This window comes from Epilithonimonas mollis, from assembly GCF_900142325.1.
In the GTDB taxonomy this organism is placed as follows: Bacteria; Bacteroidota; Bacteroidia; order Flavobacteriales; family Weeksellaceae; genus Epilithonimonas; species Epilithonimonas mollis.
In genome coordinates this window covers 824,091-848,432 of record NZ_FRAM01000002.1, presented here as the reverse complement: position 1 = coordinate 848,432, position 24,342 = coordinate 824,091, and the positions used below count along the sequence as shown (strand labels likewise).

The window sequence follows — 24,342 nt, the reverse complement described above, 5'->3', positions numbered from 1 at the left end:
AGTTTTTTATCAATATTCTATTTTATTAACTTTTTTGTTTTAGTTTTTCCGGCGTTATCCACTTTTATAATATATACGCCGGAAACTAACGAACTACCGTTTATTCGGGCGACCTTATCATTGAAAGTTCTGGAAATAATCAATCTTCCACCTGCATCATATAATTCTACTCTACCAAGTTTTTCGGAAGACGTTACAACAAAATAATCAGCATCTTTATAAACTGTAAAATCTGATTTGGACAAATCATTAGCTTCTAAAACACCTTCATCCTTGTAAACAATTTCGAATCTGGTATTATCCAATCCTTTGCTTGCCTGAAAACTGTAACCGCCTTGTGTCAAATCTATTATTTTTCCGAGCAGCTTATCTTTTAGATAGATCTTTTGCTGGCTCCCGAAGATACCTTCAGTTTTATCCAGTCCAATGCTGTATGTTCCATTCTGATAAAAATTAGCACCTAACGGAACCAGATCATTTATAGTGAAAATTTCCGCACGTCCCTGGATCAGCAACTGTCTGCTTCCTAATACCGAATAAAAAACATCTGAGCTTGTGGATAGAGTTTCCGCATCATAATCTTGTTCAAAAGCGTTTGTTGCCCCAGGGACATAGGCTATCAGCTGTGTATTGATCAGGTTCGCAGGTGATATAAGCTTGATCCAGAAACGATTTTTTGTACCCGACGTTTGTTTTTGGAAGAAATGGGAATTGGTCGCCAATCTTAAGTCATGACCAGCAGAATAGCTGTTCTTAAAATTCAAAGCTGAACCTCCTTGATTTTTAGCCTGGACTATAAATCCCTGCCCTACGCTTACCAAACCATCAGGAATCGTTGTATCCCCTGTGCCATCAGCAGCTTTTGTGGCAGAATTACCCCCTGAGCCATTGAAAACTGCATAGTTATTCTGACCATAACCTGATCCTTGTTGCATTTTCTGGAAAACATTATTAGTCCAGAAATAAGCCGTATTATATATGACATTAGTGTTTGCAGCATATAGTTCTCTAAAATCTATATTAGAAGGATAAGGATTACCAATAAGATTAAATCCTAAACCTACAGTGCCGTTTATATTGGAGCGGGTTAAATTAATGCTAATATCTCCATTATTCGGCACTCCTCGGAAGTTATAGGTTTTATCGTAACCATCTATAAAGTTTGAACCTGTCTCAGGATTGGTACCTGTTTCTGCTCTCACAGCATAACCTTTTCCAGCTACAAAATATGAATCCGCCGTTGCCTTGAAGGTATCCTTCAGCTCATTATATTCAAAGAATCTGTTGGCAGGTGTTCCTGGTGAGAAGCCAATTTCCGAACCTTCCGTATTCGTTCTCTGACCGTTTACCGGCGCACTCCAATATACATAATCCACAGCAGTATTAGGATCATTATTCATAGAAGTTACAAATCGCTGTGCCTGTATAATTCCGTTCGCATTATTAGCGGCATTACTTGTTTGCAATAAATTACCACCACTCGATATCACAAAGTTATCCTTTGTAATATTGTTATCGATCGTAAGAACCCCTTCTACTTTTACATAATCTCCTGAACCTATAATTACTTTACCTGTATTTTCCACCGTAAGATCTTTCGCATTGAAGCTTCCTTTGATGGACGTTGAGTAAGTATCCCTAACAATTGCATCTAAAATAGAAGTTGGTCCGGTATTGTTGGTCCATATATTATTAGTCCAGATAACCGTATTATTTGTCGTAACAGTAATTATATTGGAGTTGGAAGTATGACATGATCCAGAAACTGCTCTTACCCTATAATAATAAGTTGTATTTGGAGACAGACCAGACACTATCTGAGAGTTTCCAGATACAGGCAATGCATTATATCCCGTAACAAATGACGGAATGCTTATATTACTGTTTATAGTTACATCATCTAAATAAATAGTATTACTAGCAGAAGCAATTTTTATCCTAACGGCCGTGTTGGTTTCATTAACCGGAACATTATAAGTTGTAAAACTTGAATTATCATCTAACTGCTGCAATAAGGTTTCAGTCCCATTTACAATTTTATAAACATTGATTTTATTAGCCGTAGTTCCAGTTCTTCTGGCAATGAATGTTATAGATGAAATATAATCTATTGCCGGTGTTATAATGATCCCTTGACCTGCTCTCATTTGTACTCCTGCCGGCTCGGTCGACGATGTATTGTAGTTGCTTGTTGTTTTTAGAACCTGATACATATTCCAAGTACCTGTACCTAATACCACATCTGTAGCACTGGTATAATAACCGGTATTAAAATTAGCATTAAAGAAACTTTCAGAAACTGAGGTTGAACCATAAGTTCCAAAAGTCGGGCTTGTACTCACATCCAATTCATAACCTGTAGCCCCAACCGAGACCCAATTGGCAGTGAAAGTCGTTGCTGTAATATCTGCACCTGCTATTGCTACTGGTGCTGGCGTCACAGTTACAGACAATGTCTGAGCCGCACTGGATCCGCAGGTATTATTAGCAGTTACAGAGATTGTTCCTGAAAGTCCACCTGCAGCTAGTGTTATAGAATTGGTTGTAGATGTACCGGTCCAGCCAGAAGGCATGATCCATGTATAACTTGTAGCTCCAGAAACTGCAGTTACAGAATAGGTATTACTTGCTCCCTGACATACAGTTACATTTCCAGTGATGTTCCCTGGTATAGCAGGGATAACACCAGGTGTAAAACTCTGGGATTTCTGAATCCCCTCTCCGTAACAATTAATTGCCTTAGCTGTTACAGCACCTGCAGCAGATCCAACAGTCGCCGTCATTGTATTGGAAGAAGTAGAATTAATTGTCCAGCCCGACGGCACAGTCCATACATAACTTGTTGCATTAGTTACTGCTGTAGCCGTAAAAATTACCGTAGCACCTTCGCAGAAAGTGGTTGGATTAGCTGTAATATTTGTTGGCGTTCCAAGAGCTGGAGAAGTGATTCTGAAATTGAATATTGTATCTGCCCCGCCAAATTTCCAAACTCTTACATAATAAGTCGTTCCTCCTGTATATGAAAACGTATTAGTTTCTGCACCTCCGGTTGAGCCACTATCTTGATTAACTATTGCACCAGTGTTAGATGCAGGACAAGAATTTGCGAAAACAGAAAATCCCAGATCGGCACCTGTAAAACCATTCAGAGTCAGAGCCAGCTGACCTGTACAACTTGGCGTAAAAGTATACCAAACATCATTTTCCGAAAAACCTGACTGTGGTGACGACGCCACCAAAGTTCCTGCAGCAGCTGTAGCATTAACCGTAATTGAAGCTGGAAAGGAACAATTATCATTTGAAGGTCCAGCAACTGCTGAGAGATTAATTACATAGGGATTTTCATTTGCATCATCATTTACTAAAGACAATTGTGCTACCTTAGATCCAGCTATTGTAGGCGAGAATGTTACCGTAAACGTTGTAGTACCACCTCCGGTTACACTTTGAGGAAGACTTCCCGAAACCTGAGTAATTGAAAATTCATTTGCATTAGCGCCACTAATACTTAAAGCACCCACTGATAAGCTTTCCTGTCCTGTATTTTCTACGGTAAATGTAATTGCAGATGAGCTTGTTCCTGCTGCTTGACTTGCAAATGTATAAGTGCCATTGGTTGCAATATTGGCCGAACTTTGTTTTATGTTAATCTCCTTTGGAGTCTGAACCGTCAAAACACCGCTATTTGCAGCTGTGTTCCAAAAATTATTGTTAATACCACCATATTTATATTCTGTACTGCCATTAACTTTATATCTTGATACATAATAAAAGACTCCTGCAGGAAGTGACATTCCAATATTGGCTACATATTCATCATCATTTAAGACTTGTACATTAAACGTTGCGGGGATCCACGTCCAGGAAGCATTTGCGAAATCACTTATTGTGGCAGCGTTGGTTGCAGAATAACCTATCCATCCCGATAAGTTGGCGTTTGCTCCTGCTGTTTCTGTATACCCGGTTTTATAAACTTTAGTATAAACATTAAAATTACCACCCTGAACAATTGTAGCTGTAGATGGACTTTGAATATTGGCAAAATCCACCACATTAGATCCTACTGTAAGCACACCGTTGTCATTGTTCCAGAGACCACCGGTACCACCATAGCTATAACTTCCTGACCCTATCTGAAATCTGGATGCATAATAATAACTTCCAGGAATAAGGCCTGCTCCAAATGTCGTTTTAAATTCATCATTATTCCCTGACTGACTGTTGAATGTTGACGGTATCCAAGTCCATCCTGTTCCGTTAGGATTAGAGTTGGATGAGCTATACCCTATCCATGCAGACAGACCGGGAGCCTGGCCTGCAGATTCTGTGAGACCATTTTTAAATGCCTGCGTATAGACATCTACTGTTGCGCCTTCCATTATACTTACCGTTGTCGGAAACTGAATATTTCCCCAATCTATATTCTGATTAACCAAGGTAGTAGAATCACCTGTAGCACCATAAGAAGTTTCCACTAAACTTCCGTTTCTGGCTTTTACATGAAAAATGTAATTCGTAGATGAAGATAAACCTGTTACAATTTTTGAACCCCAGACACTTGAAGTCTGCCATATTGCAGTAGCTCCTAAAGTCCCGTCTGCCTGTACAAATTGCGAACCTGTCTGTATCGCATATTCTGTAATAGAAGGATTTCCGTCTCCGCTGCCAATAGAAACCGTTAAGCTTGTTTCCGTTGGTGAACCCACACCAGGAGCAGAAGGAGCATTTGCCAAAGTATAAAAATTATTTTCTGTACCATAGGAAGTTCCTGCAGAATTAGTAGCATAAGCACGATAATAGTAACGTGTATTAACCGCCAGACCAGATATAGAAGAGGTAAAAACGCCCGTGGTTCCGGTTTCCGTTGTTCCAGTTGTAGGGTTGGCAGCTGTTCCAAAAGCTACACCCCTTGCCGTAATTGCTGCACCGCCATCTGCGGTAACATCACCTCCACCTGATGCAGCAGCATTCGTAATGCCAGTTACGGTAGCTGTGGTGACTGTTGGTGATACTGTTGATGTCGGGACAAGTTCACCGGTAGAAAGTAATGCTGCGCCTGCCGTATAACCAGAAAAAGTAATTTTGGCAAGCTGCGCACCCGTTAATCCTGAAGCATTAGAGCCTACAAAAATTTTCCCAGCTGTTCCCGTGGCTCCTGCTGATCCTGTCCAGCCTGTTATTGTTAACGCAGATCCAGACCATGAAACTGCATTACTGGCAGCAAAATATAAGCTATGGTTACCGGTACCTAAGGTAATAGTTGAATTCGAACTTAAGTTAAGTGTGCCTATGTTATTAGTGCTGCTGGTTCCACTACTGAAACCAGAGGTTGCTCCAGTTTTAAGTGTCCCCCCATTTAACACCAGTCCATTTCCGGGATTACCTACAGGAAGCGCATTTACAGCTCCTAATTGTAAAGTTCCTGAGGTTATTGTTGTCCCTCCGGAATAAGTATTAGCACCTGAAAGAATTAAAATTCCTGAACCTGAGCCTGACTTTTCAAGTTTTCCGGTTCCGGATATTATTGAGCTGATTGTTACCCCGCCTGCGCCATCAATATTAATTATATTTGAAGTTGCATTGGAAAGTACCAAGCCCAATTTACTTCCTGTAGCGCCTGATACCAAATCCTGAAATGTTAATAATTGTGAGCTATTATTTCTAATAATTACATTTGAAACAGAATTAACTGCAGCACCGTTAAATTGTAATAACCCAGAAGAATTACTGTTTCCGCTATTACCAATTTGCAAAGGTATGCTTCTGGCGTTTGTAACTTCAATCGCTCCTACTTGTTGCGCCGAGTTGATATTAATTCCTATAAATGTTGCAGGAGTAGGATTAACCGCAAACTGCGCAATTTGAGATGATGTTGGCACAGCCCCACCAGTCCAGTTTCCTGCAGTTCTATAAGCAGAACCATTTGTCGAACTCCAAAGGATCTGACTCCAAAAATTACTGCTTAAAAACAAAACAGCTAAGAACAGATACCGCTTCACAAAACGAACCAGGAACTGGCCGTCTAATAAATTTTTTTCCATATTATGTTTTTATTTAATTTCAATAAACAACAATAAAACACAGCAATCTATCCGTGTTTTACCGAAAAATAATTCACTAACAATTGTTATAATATAAAATTATACGTTGATAAAACAACAAAAATCAGTTTGCTAAATTAATTATTTTTTAAACATAACATGTAATAATTTAAATTATTTTTGATTATACAACAAATTAAAGAATTATATTAATTATACCAAATTCAAATATATAAATTTATGAAAACAAAAAAAGACGCCATAATCGGCGTCTTTTGAGAAATATTTAAATATAATCCTATTTAATTATCTTCTTTGTTTTAATATCTCCTGAGTTTTCTGCCTTAATAACATAAACACCATTAGATAAACCAGATCCATCTATTCTAAGATAAGAATCATTGGTTTTGAAAGTCTTCAATAATCTTCCGGCTGCATCATAAACATCTACTCTGCCTAGTTTCTTAGAAGAAATAATAACGTAGCTGTTTCCGTCTTTATAAACAGTAAAATCAGATTTTTTAACCGTATCAGCTCCCAAAACTCCGGAATCTTTGTATACGATTTCGAAACGTGTATCATCTGTTCCTTTTACAGCCTGGAAAGCATAGTCACCTTCTGAAAGATTAACTGTTTTATTAAGAAGATTATCTTTTAAATAAACATTCTGACTTCCACTGAAGACACCTTCTTTTTGACCAAGTGATATTTTATAAGTCCCGTTAACGGCATATTTCGTACCTACGGAAATAACATCCTCATTACTCTGGAATCTCTTTCTTGCCTGGATCTGCAGTTTTTGTGCATTCAGTTTTGAGTAGAAAGAATCATCTCCAACAGATAACAACTCTGCATCATAATCCGCATCATAAGCATCAGTCGCTGCATTCATGTGAGCCACAAGAATTGTATTCACCACACTGTTCGGTGAAGTCAGTTTTACCCAATAACGATCGATCGTGCTGTTGGATTTGCTATTATAAAAATGACCTGTATTATCATTTGTTCTGATACTGTTATCAAATTTCAAAGTCTTAAGTATCGGCGTATTATTAGTCGGTGGCGCTACTCTCACCTGAACTATGAAACCTTGGCCAACTTTAATGAATTCATTTGGCATTGGATTTCCAGAAGTTTCTCCTGTATCTATCCCTGTTGCCGGGCTGCTACCTGCTAATGACAATATTGCATAGTTATTGGCATTATAAGATGATCCGCCCTGTTGAGAAGGTGCCACAGTAATATTACTCCAGAACCATGCTTTACCAAAGATTACATCGCTGTTTTTCTCTCCATCTCCTTTATCCAGATTGTAGAAATCAATAAAATCTATATGGGAAGGATACGGGTTACCGATCATGTTATAACCATGTTCATAAGTTTCCCCGTTTTTCGTTGTATTCTTAGATTTTTTAACTTGGATAGAAATATTTCCATTGTTAAGATTCCCTCTGAATCCAAGTTCATCCGGTGACAAGTCTGCACCGTAAGTAGACTTACCACGGATCGCATAACCTTTACCAGGTACGAAACTCGTATCAGATGTAGCACGGAACGTATCATCCGGTTCATTATAATGGTAAGTTCTGCTGTTCGGAGTACCTTCTGAGAAACCTCCTGTGCTGTTGTCAGCATTTCCGTTTGTCGTATTCAATAAAGCCTGACCTGCTAATGGCGAGCTCCAGAATGTAAAATCTGCAGTTCTCATGGTCACAGTTCTTTTTGCAATAGCTTTATTATCGCTGTTGCCATTGGTAAGTTTTGTTTGTACAAGACTACCATCACTTTCTATGATAATTTTGTCATCCGGCATCGTGATATCACCATTGATCGTAACCCCTTGATTTGGCTGGATGGTCAGTAAACCGGTATCACTGATGGTAAGATTCTTAGCTTCAAACCCTGACGCTATTGAATAGTTCCCGGTGATCTCTGCATCAAGCGTTTCATCAGGACCCACTCCGGAGTTACTCCAGTTAGAGCCATCCCAGACTACCGTATTTGTAGTTTTAACTGCTATTTCATTAGAATTATCTGTTTTATTATTCTCATTAACAGCCCTTACTACATAATAATAATCGGTATCTCTATCTAAATTAATTATGGAGTGGGAATAATTTACTGGTTGTGGATTTTCAGATGATATTGTAAATGGAGATCCAGCAATTGGTGTATTAGTTGTACTTCCTCCTGCAGTAATAGAAACATCATCGAAATAAAAGCTACCTCCATTTCTTGCCGTCATAACCCATTGGATATAGTAGCTACCTGTCAAATTCAAAGAAAGTTCGCCGGTAGAAATATAACTTGTTGTCGCTCCAGAGCCTGTTGCAACATACGAATTAACATCAGTCCAGTTTGTTCCGTCTGAGGAATATTGTACTTTAACAGTATTGTTTGCACCCGAACCACTATACCTATAATAAAAACTGATGGATTTAGGATTATTAATTAATGCAGTTCTTATATAGCCATTTGCAACATTAAATCCCGCATAGTAAGTTCCAGTATTAGCATTAGTACTGTTATTTTGAACATAGCTTCCACTATTACTATTGGTCCATCCTGAAGGTACTGATGTACTACCCTCAAATCCGTAATCAGCAGTTACATCGTTTCCTATTATTTTAGTATAGACATCTATTTCATATCCTGTTGCACCCAGTAATGAATTCCAGTTAGCAAAAAATCCGGAACTTAAAATATTTGTAGCAGCAAAAGCCGTAGGTGTTATCGCATTGTTCCAGTTTATGGTAAGATCAACACTTGCATCGTAAGCATTATAGTTTGGAGTTGCATCTGCATGGGCAGTGATACCTGTAGTTCCGATCCCTGTGATGGTAACCGTATTGCCTGAAACAGTCGCTACACCAGCATTTGGCATATCAGTAATGGCATAAGTTATAGCTTGTCCGCCGGTTGTAGTAACCGCAGCAGGCAAGTTGAAAGGCGCATCCGTAGATAGTTTTGTAATGTTGCTTCCGAATCCTGTCAATGCTTGATTAGCCTTAGCAATCGTAAATGCATAATCCGAAGAACTCGCAGCATTATAGTTGGCACTTTCCTCAACTGTAGCTACCATATAATAAGTCCCGGCATTTACAGGTCTTGTAGAACTTGGACCATATACCGCTCCTTCACTTTCTGTTCCGGAATAAGAATATGTCGCTGTTCCGGCTGCAGATGGAGATACAGTAGCAGAAGCCGGCCCTTGTACTAATCCGTTATAGGTATATGTCGTGGTTCCGGTAGCTGTAACTGTAGGAGTGGCTTTGGTGATATCTGCGCTCAAACCTGTTGGCTGTATCAGGTTATAATAAGCAGCTTTAGTTCCAGTCAATGTACTTGTCGATGTAACTGGCTTAGCCTGTCCCACGTTCCCGCTCGTGTCATCAAAGTGAGCTGAAAGAACAAGAGACACATCATCACCAGAGACAAATCCGTCAGCTGTTCCTGTCAAAGTAGCCGTATTGTTACCGTTGTAAACTTTATTGGCTACGGAAGCATCAGAAACTGTAACCGTTTTCTTGTCTACTGAAACCACCAAAGTAACCGGATCACTTGTTCCACCTTCATTAGTAGCAGTAAGACTTACGTTATAATCACCAGGCGCAGCGGTTGGCGTACCGGTAATTTCGTTTGTTAAAGAACTGTAGTTTAAACCTGCCGGCAACCCCGAAACACCAAAAGATGTAGGATTGTTCGATGCGACAACGGTATAAGGTGTTGCTGCAACGCCATATGTTGTTGACCATGTCAGCGGGCTGGTAATTTCCGGTACCGCAACAGATGTAATCTGATAGTTGAAATCAGCAGAAACAGCATCGTTATAATTGTTATTAGCAGCCAGAGTTGCCACTGCCTTGTAGCTTCCTACCGCAGTTGGTCTGGTTGTGTTTTCAGGATAATCCGTTCCGTTGATTCCTGTATAATGGAATGTTACAGCACCGGCAGAACCTGTGTGGTCATAAGTTACCGGTCCTTGCGGATTGCCATCAAATGCATAAAAGCTATCTCCTGTCACTGTAACAGTGGAGTTGGCTTTGTTGATTGTAAATGCTAAAGGCGCAGAGCTGGCTGTGTTGTAGTTTGAAGTTGCCGCAACAGTTGCAATCACTTCATAAGAACCTGCGTTGGTCGGTCTGGTAGCCGTTGCTGCATAAGTTGCACCACCGTTTTCAGTTCCTGAATAGCTATAGGTATAGCTTGATCCGTTTCCTGTATTGGTTGCAGATGCAGGACCTTGTGGAGAACCATTGTATGTATACGTCGTAGTTCCGGTAGCTGTAACTGTCGGAGTAGCTGGTAGTGTAGTAACATTTACATTTGTTGTAGCGTTATTATAGCTAGCAGTATCTGTAGGTGTAAAAGTTACGCCATAGCTTGCCGTACCTGCATTTGCAGGAGTGGTGCTTGGCGTTGTAAAAGCAAAAGTTCCCGGCACACTGGCATTAAAACCGCTGATGGTTGAAGAAGCTAATGTTTGTCCAAGTGTTATATTAGTTGCGGAACCAGTACCAGAAATAGCAGGCGTTGCCTTACTTACAACATTACCAGAAGCAGAAGTTGTAATATTAGCATTTGAAGCAGCTCCTCCTCCGGAAAGTACTGCAGCAACAACGCCGTTGTATGTTCCTGCTGCTTTATTATTAGCAAAGCGCACCCATATATTATTAGTTCCGCTAGCAACTGAAATAGCTGAAGAGGAAAAACCCGTTGTAGCATTAGTAGATGAAACCTCAAAACCTGCATTTGGGGTAACCGTAATATTGCCTGACAAACTTGTTCCAGCTGCAGATGTATTGATCCCTGTTGCAGATGCACTACCATATGTTGACGTTATAGCTGACCCAAGAGTAGCAGCATTAAGCGTTGGTGATGTGGTTTTTGTTATATTTATATTATCTAATCCAATCCCTGAACTACTTCCACTCTGGCTACCACGCCATGTAGCCCAACGTATTTGAACTACAGACTGACCAAGTGCAGCTGCGGGAAGACTGAAAGAATAACTATCAAAATCCGAAGGTCCATCAGCATCACCTCCATTGGATGTACCAGAATTATAAGTGACTGCACTACCTGATATGGTTGTGAATGCACCACTAGTACCATTGCGATATTGTAATACAACACCCACATCTCTTGCATTAGCAATTGTTAAAACCAAATCATAAGCAATATTAACAGATGTTGCCCCTGTTGTATTAATTGCAACTACAGGTTGCCCTGAAGCACTACCTGATTGAAGTATTGTTAATCTTGCATTAGTAGAAACAACATGACCGTATGCTCCTCCACTTCCACCACTAGCCGGTGCCGTGGAACTTATCGTCTGATTACTATTAGCCGTGGAACTTTCAGCAAGTGCTGTTGTTGTTGGTACACTTGCTATACCCCAAACCGCCATTCCAGTAGGAGCAGCAGAAAAAGCTGCTGTACCAAAATTTTGCGTATAAGGTAACGTTTGAGCAGCGGGGTTAGTCTGACCCCTAACATTCCCATATACCAGCAGGAACACCAAAGGCATAAGAATGCTTTTCTTAAACTGCAATAAACCTGCTATTTGCCTTACAAGAATATTATCAGTTAGTAATTTTATTTTCATAACAATGTATTATAATAGATATTGTGCACAAAATTAGTTTATTCTTATATATCATGAAAGAAATATTTTTTATTTTTAATAAATCATTAATAATTTAACAATCAGAATAATTTTTAGGCATACACTATTTAAAAAAATAAAGCCAGATATACCATCTATCTTATTTAAATTAAATGGGTAATTAAGTCATAAAAAACGCGCCTGCTTTTACAAAAGCAGGCGCGTTAAAATATAAAAGCTTATTATTATTTTATAAATTTTTTCATTTTCGCATCCCCGGAATTTTCTGCCTTCAGGATGTAAATGCCATTGGTTAAACCAATTGTGTTCAGCCTCAGCTCTGTTCCTTTTACAAAAAGGCTTTTGATCAGTTTTCCGGAAGCGTCGAACACATCCACTTTGCCTAATTTTTCAGACGACTTAATAACCTGATGATGCCCATCTTTATAAATCTGAAAATCTGAATTGACATGAGCTCCGCTGCCTAGAACTGTTCCGTCTTTGTAAACAATCTCGAAACGGCTGATATCTGTCCCTTTTACTGCCGTGAAGGTATAGCTCTTTTCCATATTCAGATTGATATATTTATTCAACATTTTGTCTCTTAAGTAAATATTTTGTGAACCTTCAAAAATTCCTTCCGGCGTCTGCAGCCCTATTGTGTAAGTTCCATTTTCAGCAAAAACATTGCCCAGCGGAACAATATCCTCAGCCGTAAAATCAGGTGTTTTGCCTTGGATCGCCAGTCTCTTTGCTCCCAAAACAGAATAGAAAGAATCCGATCCCACCACAAACAATTCGCCGTCAAAATCCGTTTCATAATCATTGGTCGCTCCAGATATATAGCCAATAAGAATAGTGTTAATCATATTTTTCGGCGATCTCATGGTGAGCCAGAATCGGTCTTTCACTGCTCCCTTCTGATAAAAGGTTCCGTTATCCGCAGTTCTGATTCCGTTATTAAAATCCAAAGCTCCCGCAGCTTTTGCTTTCACAATAAAAGCCTGGCCTACTTTCACAGTGCCGTTTGGTGTGATACCGCTCGGATTTTCCGGATCATAATCTGCCCAGTCATACATCGGAGGAACGCCTCCTGAGCCGTTATATACAGCATAGTTATTCCCTGTATATCCTGCTCCCATCTGTGTGGAGGTATAATCGATATTGGTCCAGAACCAGGCTGTGTTATAGATCTTTGAGCTATTCAGCGAATAAAGAAGGTCAAAGCTTATGTTGGAAGGATATGGATTTCCGACAAGGTTGTAACCTTTGTCTGTTCCGGCAGACTTTTGCAGACTCAGATACTGGAGGTTACCGTTATTCGGAATCCCCGTAAAGCCATATATCTTCGAATAACCATCCGGTAAAACATTTTCTGCACGGATCGCATACCCTTTCCCGGTCTGGAACGTGGCATCCGCTGTTACTGTAAACTTATCATTAGATTCATTGTATTGCAGATAGCCATTGGCCGGTGTATCCGGCGAGAATCCGTTTGTACCTTTGATAGGCTGTCCGCTGACCGGCGAACTCCAATATACGTAATCGATATGTCCGCTGACGTTATTCATGTTGGACACTTGTCTTTGTACTTTTATACTTCCTTCGTTTATAACATCATCTGTCTGGATCACATTTGCATCACTTTCCACTACAAAACTATTGGCTGCAGGGTTTTGATTTTTAATTTTTTTCTTGACCTTTACCGGATTATTCGGCTTTACCAGAATTGTTCCGGATGGGCTTACGGTTAGTTCACAGACATCCAGAGCTCCGTTAACCTGGGTATTATAACTTCCGGAAATAACCACTCTACTAGACAGAACAGGAGTTCCGTTTGACCAGGCATTATCTGCCCAGGTACTGGTTGCTTCTTTCACCGATACAGCTTTAGTAGCCGTAAAACATGTTGCTGCATTTTCTCTTGCCTGACAATAATACTGGTAGTTATTAAGCCCGGTAATATCGCTGATTGTTAATGTCTGTGATGTTGCCCCGGAATAGATGCTATTATCCGTAACTGCTGACCAGGTTCCGGAACTTCCCAAAACGTACCATTGGTAAGTCAATCCGTTACCTCCTGCAAAACCTTCGGATGCAGTAATATTTAATACTGCACCATCTGTATCACAATTCGGGAAGTATGAGGGCTGGAGCGTCACAACGGGCGGGTTTTTCACAACCGGTTGTTGGGCTACTTCACTTGACGATAGACATTGCCCGGTCGATAATATTTGTGAGGTCCATTCATTAGTATCAAAAACAGTTCTAGGAGAGAGAAAATCATTCTTTCTCCTGATATAATAGCCTACTGTATTTGGCGCATGAACATCATCTACAATTGCAGAACCTTTCATCAACCGGAATCCATCATTGGCATTAAAGCCTGTAGAACCGAAGCTGCCATTGCCGGTCGGCGCATATCCGCAAAGGGAAGAGCTCACGCCTATCACCGCAACAGCACCCGACGCAATAGTTCCAGACAGATTAGCATATGTGGTATAAGTTCCGCCATAATCTCCTGCTCTCTGTATAGAGTAAGCATTCAGATTAACGGTAGAAGCTGTCCTGTTGTAAAGTGTAACAATACCGCCCGAGCCGCCGCTCTCATCATAGATTTCATAAATTATCAGATCAGAAGCCGGACTTCCCGAGCTGGCGCTTCCGGAACTTTCGCAGTCCGTAAGCAGGTTGTCTATTACATCAAACGCCTGAGTAAAAGTACAGCCATTTGCTAATGTAATGACAAAGTTGGCATCACCTGCGCCTGCTGGAATATGGGTTTCTATTTTTCCCGATGAGATTAAATCAAAGGACAAACTAACACCGTTATAGCTGACGGATGCTCCGGTAAGATCATTGACAGATGAGAAAAATGTCACTTTCGTGTCTGCAGGTCCGCTTAAAGGAAATGTAGTGATGGATGGCGGAGTGCACGTTCCTGTTCCCTGAATTTTAAACACATAAGGATTCTCATCAGAATCATTGCTGGCAATACTTACATTAGCTTCCCTTAATCCGGAAAGTGTCGGATGAAATTTAATCTTAAATGATGAGACAACTCCATTAACAACAGGCGATACAGCTTGTTGTGTAACAATAAAATCCGACAGATGGAGCCCTTCGATTTTCACAATTGGTGTTCCATTAAGGATAAGATCTGATAAACCTAAGTTTTCTATTACAAATTCTTTCTCACCTGAGTCCGAACCTAAATTGGTTGATGCAAACAATGTATTATTGAGACCGTAAGGCTCATCAAAATTATTAGGAATATTGATATTATTCCCTTTGATGTTTATCTCTGCATTAGCAGCCTGAGTAACCATTATCGTATAATCTTCCACTTCTCCGTATGTGAACGCCTGACAAGGTGTAGAGTAATTATTGATCGTATTATCGGTATTGGCAGCGATACGCATTCTGACATTTCCGATTGTCGCATTATTCGGAACCATGATGGTATAAGGTGCTGATGAAGGTGTTCCGCTGGTGCTATTGGTTACGGTTCCCAATTCATAAGCTTCACTGGTTTCAAATGTCCCATTCTTATTCCAGTCGATCCAGGCTTTGACATACGATGTATAATTCCCGTTGGTATCTACCATTACATTCAGGTTATAAGAATTACCCAAAACAACAGAAGTAGAAATTGCTGTATTATTTGTATAGCCCGCAGTAGATGTTGAAGTCTGGTTTATTGTATTGAATTCTACCTTTAATATTCCGGAATTGTTGGAAGCCCCGGAAGAAGAACAATAAGATATATCCGGCGTTACACAGACACCCGTTCCATCACTCCACACGGTTCCTTTTCTTACCCAGATTTTAAAACAATATTCCAATCCATTTGTAAGACCTGTAATAGCCCTGGAAGTCGCAGTTCCCTTATAAACAACCTGATTACCGCCTGAATATACTGAGTTCGCTGTATATCCTGAACCGTCACCTGCCGGTGTAAAGCTGACCGCACCCTGATTAGCCACAATCATTACCTCATCAAAACAAGAAACAGCTTGATTATAGGTCCAGTTAAGGGTCACCTGATTGTTAAAAGGTGCTCCGGCAAAAGTTTTCACGTCGTCCTGAGCTAAATAATTTTCTGCCAAGCTTCCTGAAGTGGTTCCATTTGAAAAAGATCTGATACTGCCTCCTTCACGATATGATATAACCCTGAATGAATAAACCGTATTTTCAGCCAGTCCTGTAATATTTACAGAAGTAGAACTGCCTTTATAAAGCAATTTACCTAAACTTCCATAAGCTTGTGCCAGACTGAAATCGCTATTTGCCACAGCATAATCTCCATTGCTTGTAGTGGGTGAACCTGTTCCGTAAGTAGCAGCAGGTACAGCAAAAACCATATATCCTGTCGGAAGCACACTTGGCGCGGTCCAGCTAATCGTTCCGCCTTCATCCGTAAGGCAGGCCTTGGCATTTGTTACATTTGCCGGCGCAGAAATAGTTGTTGTGAATGTCTGGACGCCACCGTAAGTATATGTAATACCATCAAATAAGTAAGCCTGGTACGCATAGGTTGTACCTTCTGCCAATCCGCTAACCGACTGAGCAAAAGTAGTATTAGAAGTGTTTAATACGACTGAGACGTCTGTTCCGCCATTAGCAATTGTAGGGGTGGCATTTCCTGATGCCAGGCTATATACAAAACCGTTGGAAGAGGTGTTAGGACATGTTCCATAAATAGTATTGTTTGCACGAAAGTTTGCGCCGCCTGTTCCTATACTGTTAGCCGTATTCGTGTGGACGAAAGATGCAGTAACGGTCGAATTACCAGAGACAGTTTTATTCACCGCAACTGCACCTGCTCCGGAAACAGCGATATTTCCATTATAAACCTGATTGGCTGCCACAGGACTAAGTGTCACATAAATAACTTTGCTCAAATTACCACCGGATTGAGAAAAGCTTGTAATGGATGTACCTCCAGATGTTTCCGAATAGCTATATCCCGGGACTGCGCTCAATATGATTGTTCCAGGCTTAAGATTGGTTCCGGTAATTGTGAAGCTAAGTTCCTTCGAGCTGCCGCTGCAAACATTCCCAAACGGCAAGGTGTTACCAACAGAAAATGTTTCTGCAACTGCAGTTATAGTCAGATTATTTGATGTCAGACTGGAAGCAGAAGTCAGCTCGCTGCCATTGAGTGTAATGCTAAAATTAGCCACATCGGTATCAAAATCGGTATTATCATAAGCCAAAGTAATCGTTGCTGATGTCGGCGAATTATAGGCCACAGGCTGAATACTTACGCCAGCAGGCTGATTATTTAATATAAAATTAGAATTACTAAGTACGGTATCCGCAAAAGAATCGTTTGTAAGTGTCAACGCAATTGTTGCGCCGTCCAGTGAGATTTCATTAAGCGTTCCTGAAGCTGATAAAACAGGAGGTGATACAGTGGCTAAATGTCCTGTCAGCTTACTAAGATTGTAACAATTATCTACAGCATTATATTCATAAACTGCAAAATGATAAACAGTACCGGCAGCAAGCGCTGATACATTAACAGAAGTGCCGGTTCCGTCATAAACCACATAATTTCCCGTTCCTATCTGTGTTCCGGAACCAAAAGCAGAATCTGGAGTATAGCCTGTTCCATTTACAGGATCGGCATTCACAGCTCCTCCGGCTCTAGCTAATACCAAAACACCACCTGTTCCGTTCCCTCTTTCCCATTCTACAGTTGCTGATGTCTGTGCTATTGCTGAGCTTGAAAATGCTGAAGCCTGATTACTTGGGGATGAACAAACCGTTGCTGCAGGTGTAACCGATGCCCAGGATGTTCCTATTCTCATCTCATCCATTTCTATAAATGGTGTCGTATTTGCCGCATCCTGACGTACAAAAATTCTATTCAGGTTAGCCAGATCAGTTCCTGTGTTGGTTGCAGACAAAGTTGCAACAGGTTCCACACTTCCCGGTGCCGGATTTACCCAGAGTTTAACAACATCATTGCCCGATCCGGAAACCAGCTGATAAGATACAACAACTAATAAAGTATTGGCTACTGTTTGCGCAAATGTCCAGACTGTATTAGCCGCAGTTGTTCTCGGATTAAGTCCGATATCATAACCTGTTCCGTTTTTCCTGGTCCAGACGGTAGCCCCAAAACTTGTACCTGTTCCCTCGTTTAAACCGGTAAAATAGCTTCCACTAGTATTCAATGAGCCTAAATTAGAAACATTTAAAAGAAATGAATAGTACACTGTACCTGATGTTTGCTGTGTAAACAGTTTTGCTGCATCAATCCCTGCCCCGTCAAAAGCAAATTTATTTCCGGATGAAGCTGCAAGGCCAGAGTAAGACAAATTACCACTTGTGATCAATATATCATCTCCAGTATTTAGAACAGTCCAGTTGGTTTGTGTTTGTAATGACTGCCCAGCCGTGTAATTAACAGCATCTAAATGAGGCAAAGTCACTTGCGCCAATCCTTGGAAACCAATCAATATAAAGAAAGAAAATAGAAAAGTTGTTAGGACGAAAAAGCCCTCAAACTTCTGTCTGAAGAATAAATAATTTTTCATCTGGTTTTATGTTTTATTTATAACAAATATAGTCTTAATTTGAAATATGAAAATAAATTGATGAAATTTTAACACTTTCCGCCTTTCAATTATTTTCTAAAAATGTAATTTTAACTTATAAGTTCCATTTGTTAATTGCACTATTATTTTCACTTTGTTTTAATGATAAAGTCAACCTTCGGAAACATTTTTATTGATTGTTTGATGAACTTTACAAAATACCGCTAAAGACCGAGCTTTTGACAAGGTATCTTTTTATCATCATTTCAGAACACATGTAATCACTATAAATAAGCAAGGGAAATATGTAATTTACTTAAATATTAAATTAGATATTTATTAAAACGAATTATATAAAAATAAATGATTATAACAGAATTATTAATTTAAATAATTAAATATTATTGGTAAAAATTAATTCACATTAATAAACAAAACCACCTCTTTCCGAGGTGGTTTTCCATGGTAATTTTTAGAATTATTTAATAATTTTCCTGATTTTTAAATCCATAGAATTTTCTGCCTTAATTACATAGACGCCGTGTGGCAAATCACGATCATCAATAATCATCTTTTTCTCTCTGGAATATAATCTGCGGACAAGCCTTCCGCCAGCGTCATACAATTCTATATTTCCAAGGATTTTGGAAGAATGGATTACAAAGCCGTCCATACTTCTGTAAATCTGAAAATCAGAATTTTCGTCATGATTTACAGCCAGTGTTCCTTCTTTGTAGACTATTTCAAAACGGTTATGGTCAGTTCCCTTACTTGCTGTGAAGCTGTAGCTTTGGTAATTACTCAGATCAAAATATTTATTAATCAGCTTATCTCTGAGGTAAATTTTCTGTCCTGCTCCAAATATGCCTTCAGCATTCTCAAGTTTCACTGTGTACATTCCGTCAACAGAAAACACATTTCCAATAACTATTACATCATCTGCCGAGAAATGACCGGACTTACCCTGAATTGCCAATTTTTTTGAATTCAGCAAAGAATAAAAGGAATCTGAACCCACAGCAAATAACTCGCTGTCAAAATCTGGCTCGTAATCATCTGTAGCACCATTAACATAACCAATAAGGATCGTGTTCACAACGTTGGAAGGTGACGTCATTTTAAGCCAGAATCTATTCTTTACCGATTTTTGATAAAAGTGACCGTCATCCGTCACCCGAACAGCATTGCTAAAATTAAACGGCTGATCTTTTCCCATTTGCTTTGCCTGAATAATAAAGGCCTGCCCCACTTTGATCTTCCCGTCCGGAATGGCCGAACCGTCATAAGGATTCTCCGGATTATAAGTCGCCGGCGAACCGCCTGTTCCGTTATAGACTGCATAATTGTTCCCGTTATACCCGGATCCTACCTGTCCGGCGGTGTAATTATTATTCGTCCAGAACCAAACGGTGGAAAATATCTTGTCCGAATTTTGTGCATGTAATAAATCAAAATCGATATTTGACGGATAAGGATTTCCTACAAGATTATAGCCATGATCGGAATTTGTCCATTTCAGGTTTTGGTATTGGATATTTCCATTATTCGGGATTCCGCTGAAGCTGTATGTTTTTGAATAGCCGTTCGCTCCGTTTTCTGCACGGATCGCATAGCCTTTCCCAGCCAGGAATTCGGTGTCAGCAGTTACAGTAAACTTATCATTAGATTCATTGTATTGCAAAAAGCCATTCGCCGGAGTGTTTGGCGAGAAACCGGTTGTTCCTTTGATGCTTTGGCCGATAACAGGCGAACTCCAGTAAACGTAATCCATCTGTGAAGCAACATTGTTCATGTCTGTTACCTGTCGCTGAACCTGAATCAAACCTTCATTCGTAACATTATCAGCCTGGATAAGATTAGCGTCATTCTCTACAATAAAGTTTGTAGCACTGCTATTGTTGGTGATTTTCTTTTTAACGGTCACCGGAAAATTCGGTTTTATCCGGATACTCCCTCCGGCACTGATTGTCAGATCACAAACATCAAGCGCACCATTATTCTCAGTATTATAACTTCCTGAGATGATTACCTTACTTCCCGGAACTGGTGTGCCATTCGTCCAGACATTGCTTGTCCAGGTATTGGAAGCTTCCTTGATCTGAGTGGCATCAGTGGCCGAATAGCAAGTCTGAGTATTTTCTCTTACCTGACAGTAATATTGATAATTATTAAGACCATTAATATTTATAATCTTCAATGTCCGGGTCGTCGCTCCGGAATATATACCGCCATCAGCAACAGCATTCCAACCGCCTGAAGTAGTCAAAACATACCATTGATACGCTAAAGCATTTCCTCCTTCATAACCTTCTGTTGCAGTAAGAATCAAAGAAGCATCCACCAAATCACAGGAAACAGAATAAGAAGGCTGTGCAGTAACTACCGGCGGATTTTTTATTACAGGAACTTTCGCAACCGTATCTGCAAGGCATTCATTTTGGGAAATATTCTGTATCGTCCATTCATTATCAAGGAAAATTGCTCTCGGAGACAGGAATCCGTTCTTTCTTTTTAAATAATAGCCTGCATAGTTAGGGGCTTTGAAATCATCAATAATTACACCTCCTTTCATAATTCTGATTCCATCATTAGATCCAAATCCTGCTGCTCCGAAACCTCCGTTTCCAGTTGATGTATAGCCACATTTTGATGCACTGACACCAATCACAGCAACCGCTCCCGGCTCAATAGTTCCGCTAAGGTTGGCATAAGATGTATAACTACCACCATAATCATTTGCTTTTTGAATTGAATATCCGGCAAGATCTACCGTTGCTCCTGTTCTGTTATATAGTGTAACTATACCGCCATTGCCGCCATTCTCATCATACACTTCGTAAATGAAAATATCAGAAGCACCTGCACTTCCCGTACCTGCAGGAATAGATTCACATCCGGCTGTTTCACCCCTGATCACAGTAAAAGGGGTTTGGGAATCACAGACAAGTGCAGTATCTACACTGATATTACCATTCGCAGCTTCAGGCACAATTGCTTTTAATCTCGTTGGGCTTATATATTCCGCAACGGCTGTCACAGTTCCGAATTTTACTGTTGAGCCGGAGTCGAAATTCGTTCCCATGATGGTTACAATTGTATTGGCAGGGCCACTTGTGGGAAAGGCTGTAATTGTTGCGGGTGTACAGACTGGTGTATAACAAGTCCATTCAATATCATCTATTTTAATCTGCGAACCTGAGGTTCGTAATTCCAGAGATACTTCGCCACCTATATTAATTTCCTGAGAATATTGAACAATCACATCAGAAGATGGAGAAACCGTAATATCGCTGCCTATTTTGACGCCATTTACCCAGACTTCAATTGTTCTGGAAGAAGTTCCTGAGAAATCGCGGACATAATTAAATTTCAGTGTTCCCATCCCTCCGGCATGTGCGGGAGAAGTTATAGATCCGGAACCATTTGTGGTAATTGCTTTGCCATTCAATGTTCTATCTGTTCTTGCTCTTGTTGCTTCCCAGACATCGCCATTGTCTCCAGTCCAGGTTCTGTCTGCATACGATGACGCACTTGTAGTTATATTAGTAAATGTTTCCGCCATACACGATCCCTGAGTAACAGTAAGCGTTGCCGAATCAGATGTTTTACTTCCACAATCATTGCTTACAATCACACGGTATTTATATCCGCTTTTTGACAATGACACATTATTGAGCATAAGTGTATTGCTGCTCGACCCTATATTAACCCATGAACCCTCTTCGCCTATAAGGCTTTCCTGCCATTGGTAACTAAATGGTGCAGATCCGGAAGCTGCAACCGTGAAGCTCACACTATCCCCTGCCAAACCACTTTGATTTGCCGGCTGCGTGCTGATACTTGCCGAGGTAATAATTGCTATAGGTTTTTGGGTTACATAAGAACCATTACTCCAGCAAAATCCGTTATAAGCCCGTACATAATAATTGCCGGATGCAGTTGCTGTATAAGGGGAAGTTACAGGAAAAGCCGTAGAAGTACCATTAGTAGCAGTCTGCCAATAATAAGTAATGCCTGCCTGCGGCTGATTGGTACCATGTTCATACATAAGCGTTGTGGAACCGCAAGCTGGATTTTCCGATGGTGTCACTTCACCGTTCGGAGTTGCAGGCAAATCACAAGCAGTAATCTGGCTGCGCGGATTATTGGTAACGGTTCCTGTACCGTATATGTAATTTCCGGAACACACATTATATTCATAAACTCTGTAATGATAAATTGTGGATGCTGACAGACCACTCACCGATACACTATTGCCTGTACCGGCATAAACCACCTGTTCTCCGCTTCCTGTGTAAACCGCATCTGCGGCAGGTAAAACATCAGAGCTAAGCGGGTCTGTAAAGCTATTGGTTGTATTAACCTTAACTATTCTCCCAACGCCATTTCCCAAAGCTAAGTTCACTGTCATTACCGATGATGTAACGGATGCAAATGACGATACTGATGATTGCGATGTGGGTGCTAGACAAGCTGAAACCGAACCCGAAAGATTAACCTCGGCGAAAGCCGGTTCCATTGTCCCTCCTCCGGTTATCAGGATTGTGTCTGTATAATTTGCATTAGCAACCAGACCTGCTTTTAAACGTACATAAATGGTTTTCTCGGCACCAGTGTAAGCAGAAGAAAGTTCTATAGTATGACCCCAGTATCCTGTTGTGTTTTCAGCAATTTCAAATTTATCATCCACTGTTATAAGTTCCACAGGATCGGTGTCTGTATTTTCAAGATTACTGCCGCTAAGTATAAATGATTTTACAGCGGAAGAGCCATTACTTTCAACATAACTGAAACCTGACAAAGAAGCCGGAGAAACATGAAATATTGGCGTATCCGGTATCCAATGGGCATAAAGGGTTACCGAAGCATTAGAACCTGAATGCGTATAGGAAACTCCTGCAGCATAATTTGCTGTTGTCCCGACCGAGGTAGTTTTCCATCCGCCGAATGTATATCCAGTTCTTGTGAGTGTACCAGCCCCACTTAATGTTGTAGCCAGACTATTATATCCTGTCTGAGCTGTGGGAGCAGATCCTCCTGTATTATCATTACCGTTATAAGTAATACTATAAGCCCATCTTGCATACAATGTTGTAGCTGCTGCCGGCATAGAATAGCTTGCACCCGCACTATAGTTCAAACCGTTACCGGCAGCACTGGCGTTCCAACCGGAAAAAATATATCCGGTTCTGATAATCGTAGTACTTGGCAATGTGATACTGGTTCCTGAAGGATTACTTACCGCTGCCGGCAATGTTCCGGATGTATAGCCATTACCACTATAAGTAAGGGTATAATTGACAGCACCATATATATGCTTGCCAATATATTCAGTAGCTGTATTGGTAGCCGATGCTATCTGAGCCAAAGTTCTGGTTGTCCATTCTGATGTGGTAAAAGCGGCATTCGATGACAGAATATTAGCATTTCTGTGATATGAGATATCCTTATTATTGATCCCTACGCCAAAAGCGTCCACAATTGTGCTAGTCCCTGTAAAAATTGCTACAGCATCATTACCATTAAATGCCGCAACAGAAGTATTAAAAGAATTAGCAGTAGGCATAGGATTATGAGGTACAGTAGTACTGGCGCTGCTGTTCCTCATAAGGTAACTGGCACCGGCGGCTAATGTCCCTGACAAAACGATGGAAGATGACGGCGCACCGCTTATTGCCCCATTTCCGGTATCTCCCCCTACACTCCATATTCCAAGCTTATAACCGCCTGCAGCCATATCGATAGTGCTAGTTCCGACATTAGTTATTTCTATCCATTTATCATTACTTGCACCCTCATAAACCTGGGAGATGATCAACTTCTGTCCGGATACATGAAGACCTGATAATAATAAAAAGAAAAATGAAAAGAATTTTAAAGAGCTTTTAAAGAAACATCGCTTCCTTGAGTATAAATTTGTTTTCATAATATTTTGTTTTCATAAGCAAACAAATATAACTTATGACACAGGCTGAAAACTGTTAAAATAAAAGCTTAACACAAAGATAATCATTGCTTTATAATTGATTTAAAATCAATTAACATTCCTGAAAACCATGATATAACTACTACGGATTATCATAATACTTCACAGACAATTAATGTTCAATTAAAATCAAAACCGGGATATTCTAAAAACAGCAGA

4 protein-coding genes are annotated in these 24,342 nt (G+C 40.2%); all 4 read right to left on the bottom strand.

Translation table 11 applies throughout. The features are described 5' to 3' along the window. Window positions 1–17: 17 nt before the first annotated feature. Entirely contained in the window at window positions 18–6,041 is a 6,024-nt protein-coding gene (locus tag BUA97_RS11405; RefSeq protein ID WP_072998092.1) for a choice-of-anchor D domain-containing protein, read from the bottom strand. 298 nt (window positions 6,042–6,339) lie between these two features. Beyond that, window positions 6,340–11,649, bottom strand: a complete 5,310-nt coding sequence (locus BUA97_RS11400; RefSeq protein WP_072998091.1) for a YDG domain-containing protein — start codon at window positions 11,647–11,649, stop codon at window positions 6,340–6,342. Between the two features lie 245 nt (window positions 11,650–11,894). Next, a complete protein-coding gene (locus tag BUA97_RS11395) occupies window positions 11,895–18,197 on the bottom strand; it encodes a GEVED domain-containing protein (RefSeq protein ID WP_072998089.1) in 6,303 nt (2,100 codons plus the stop codon). A 478-nt stretch (window positions 18,198–18,675) separates the two neighbouring features. Next, window positions 18,676–24,123, bottom strand: a complete 5,448-nt coding sequence (locus tag BUA97_RS11390) for a lamin tail domain-containing protein (protein WP_072998087.1) — start codon at window positions 24,121–24,123, stop codon at window positions 18,676–18,678. Window positions 24,124–24,342: the final 219 nt, after the last annotated feature.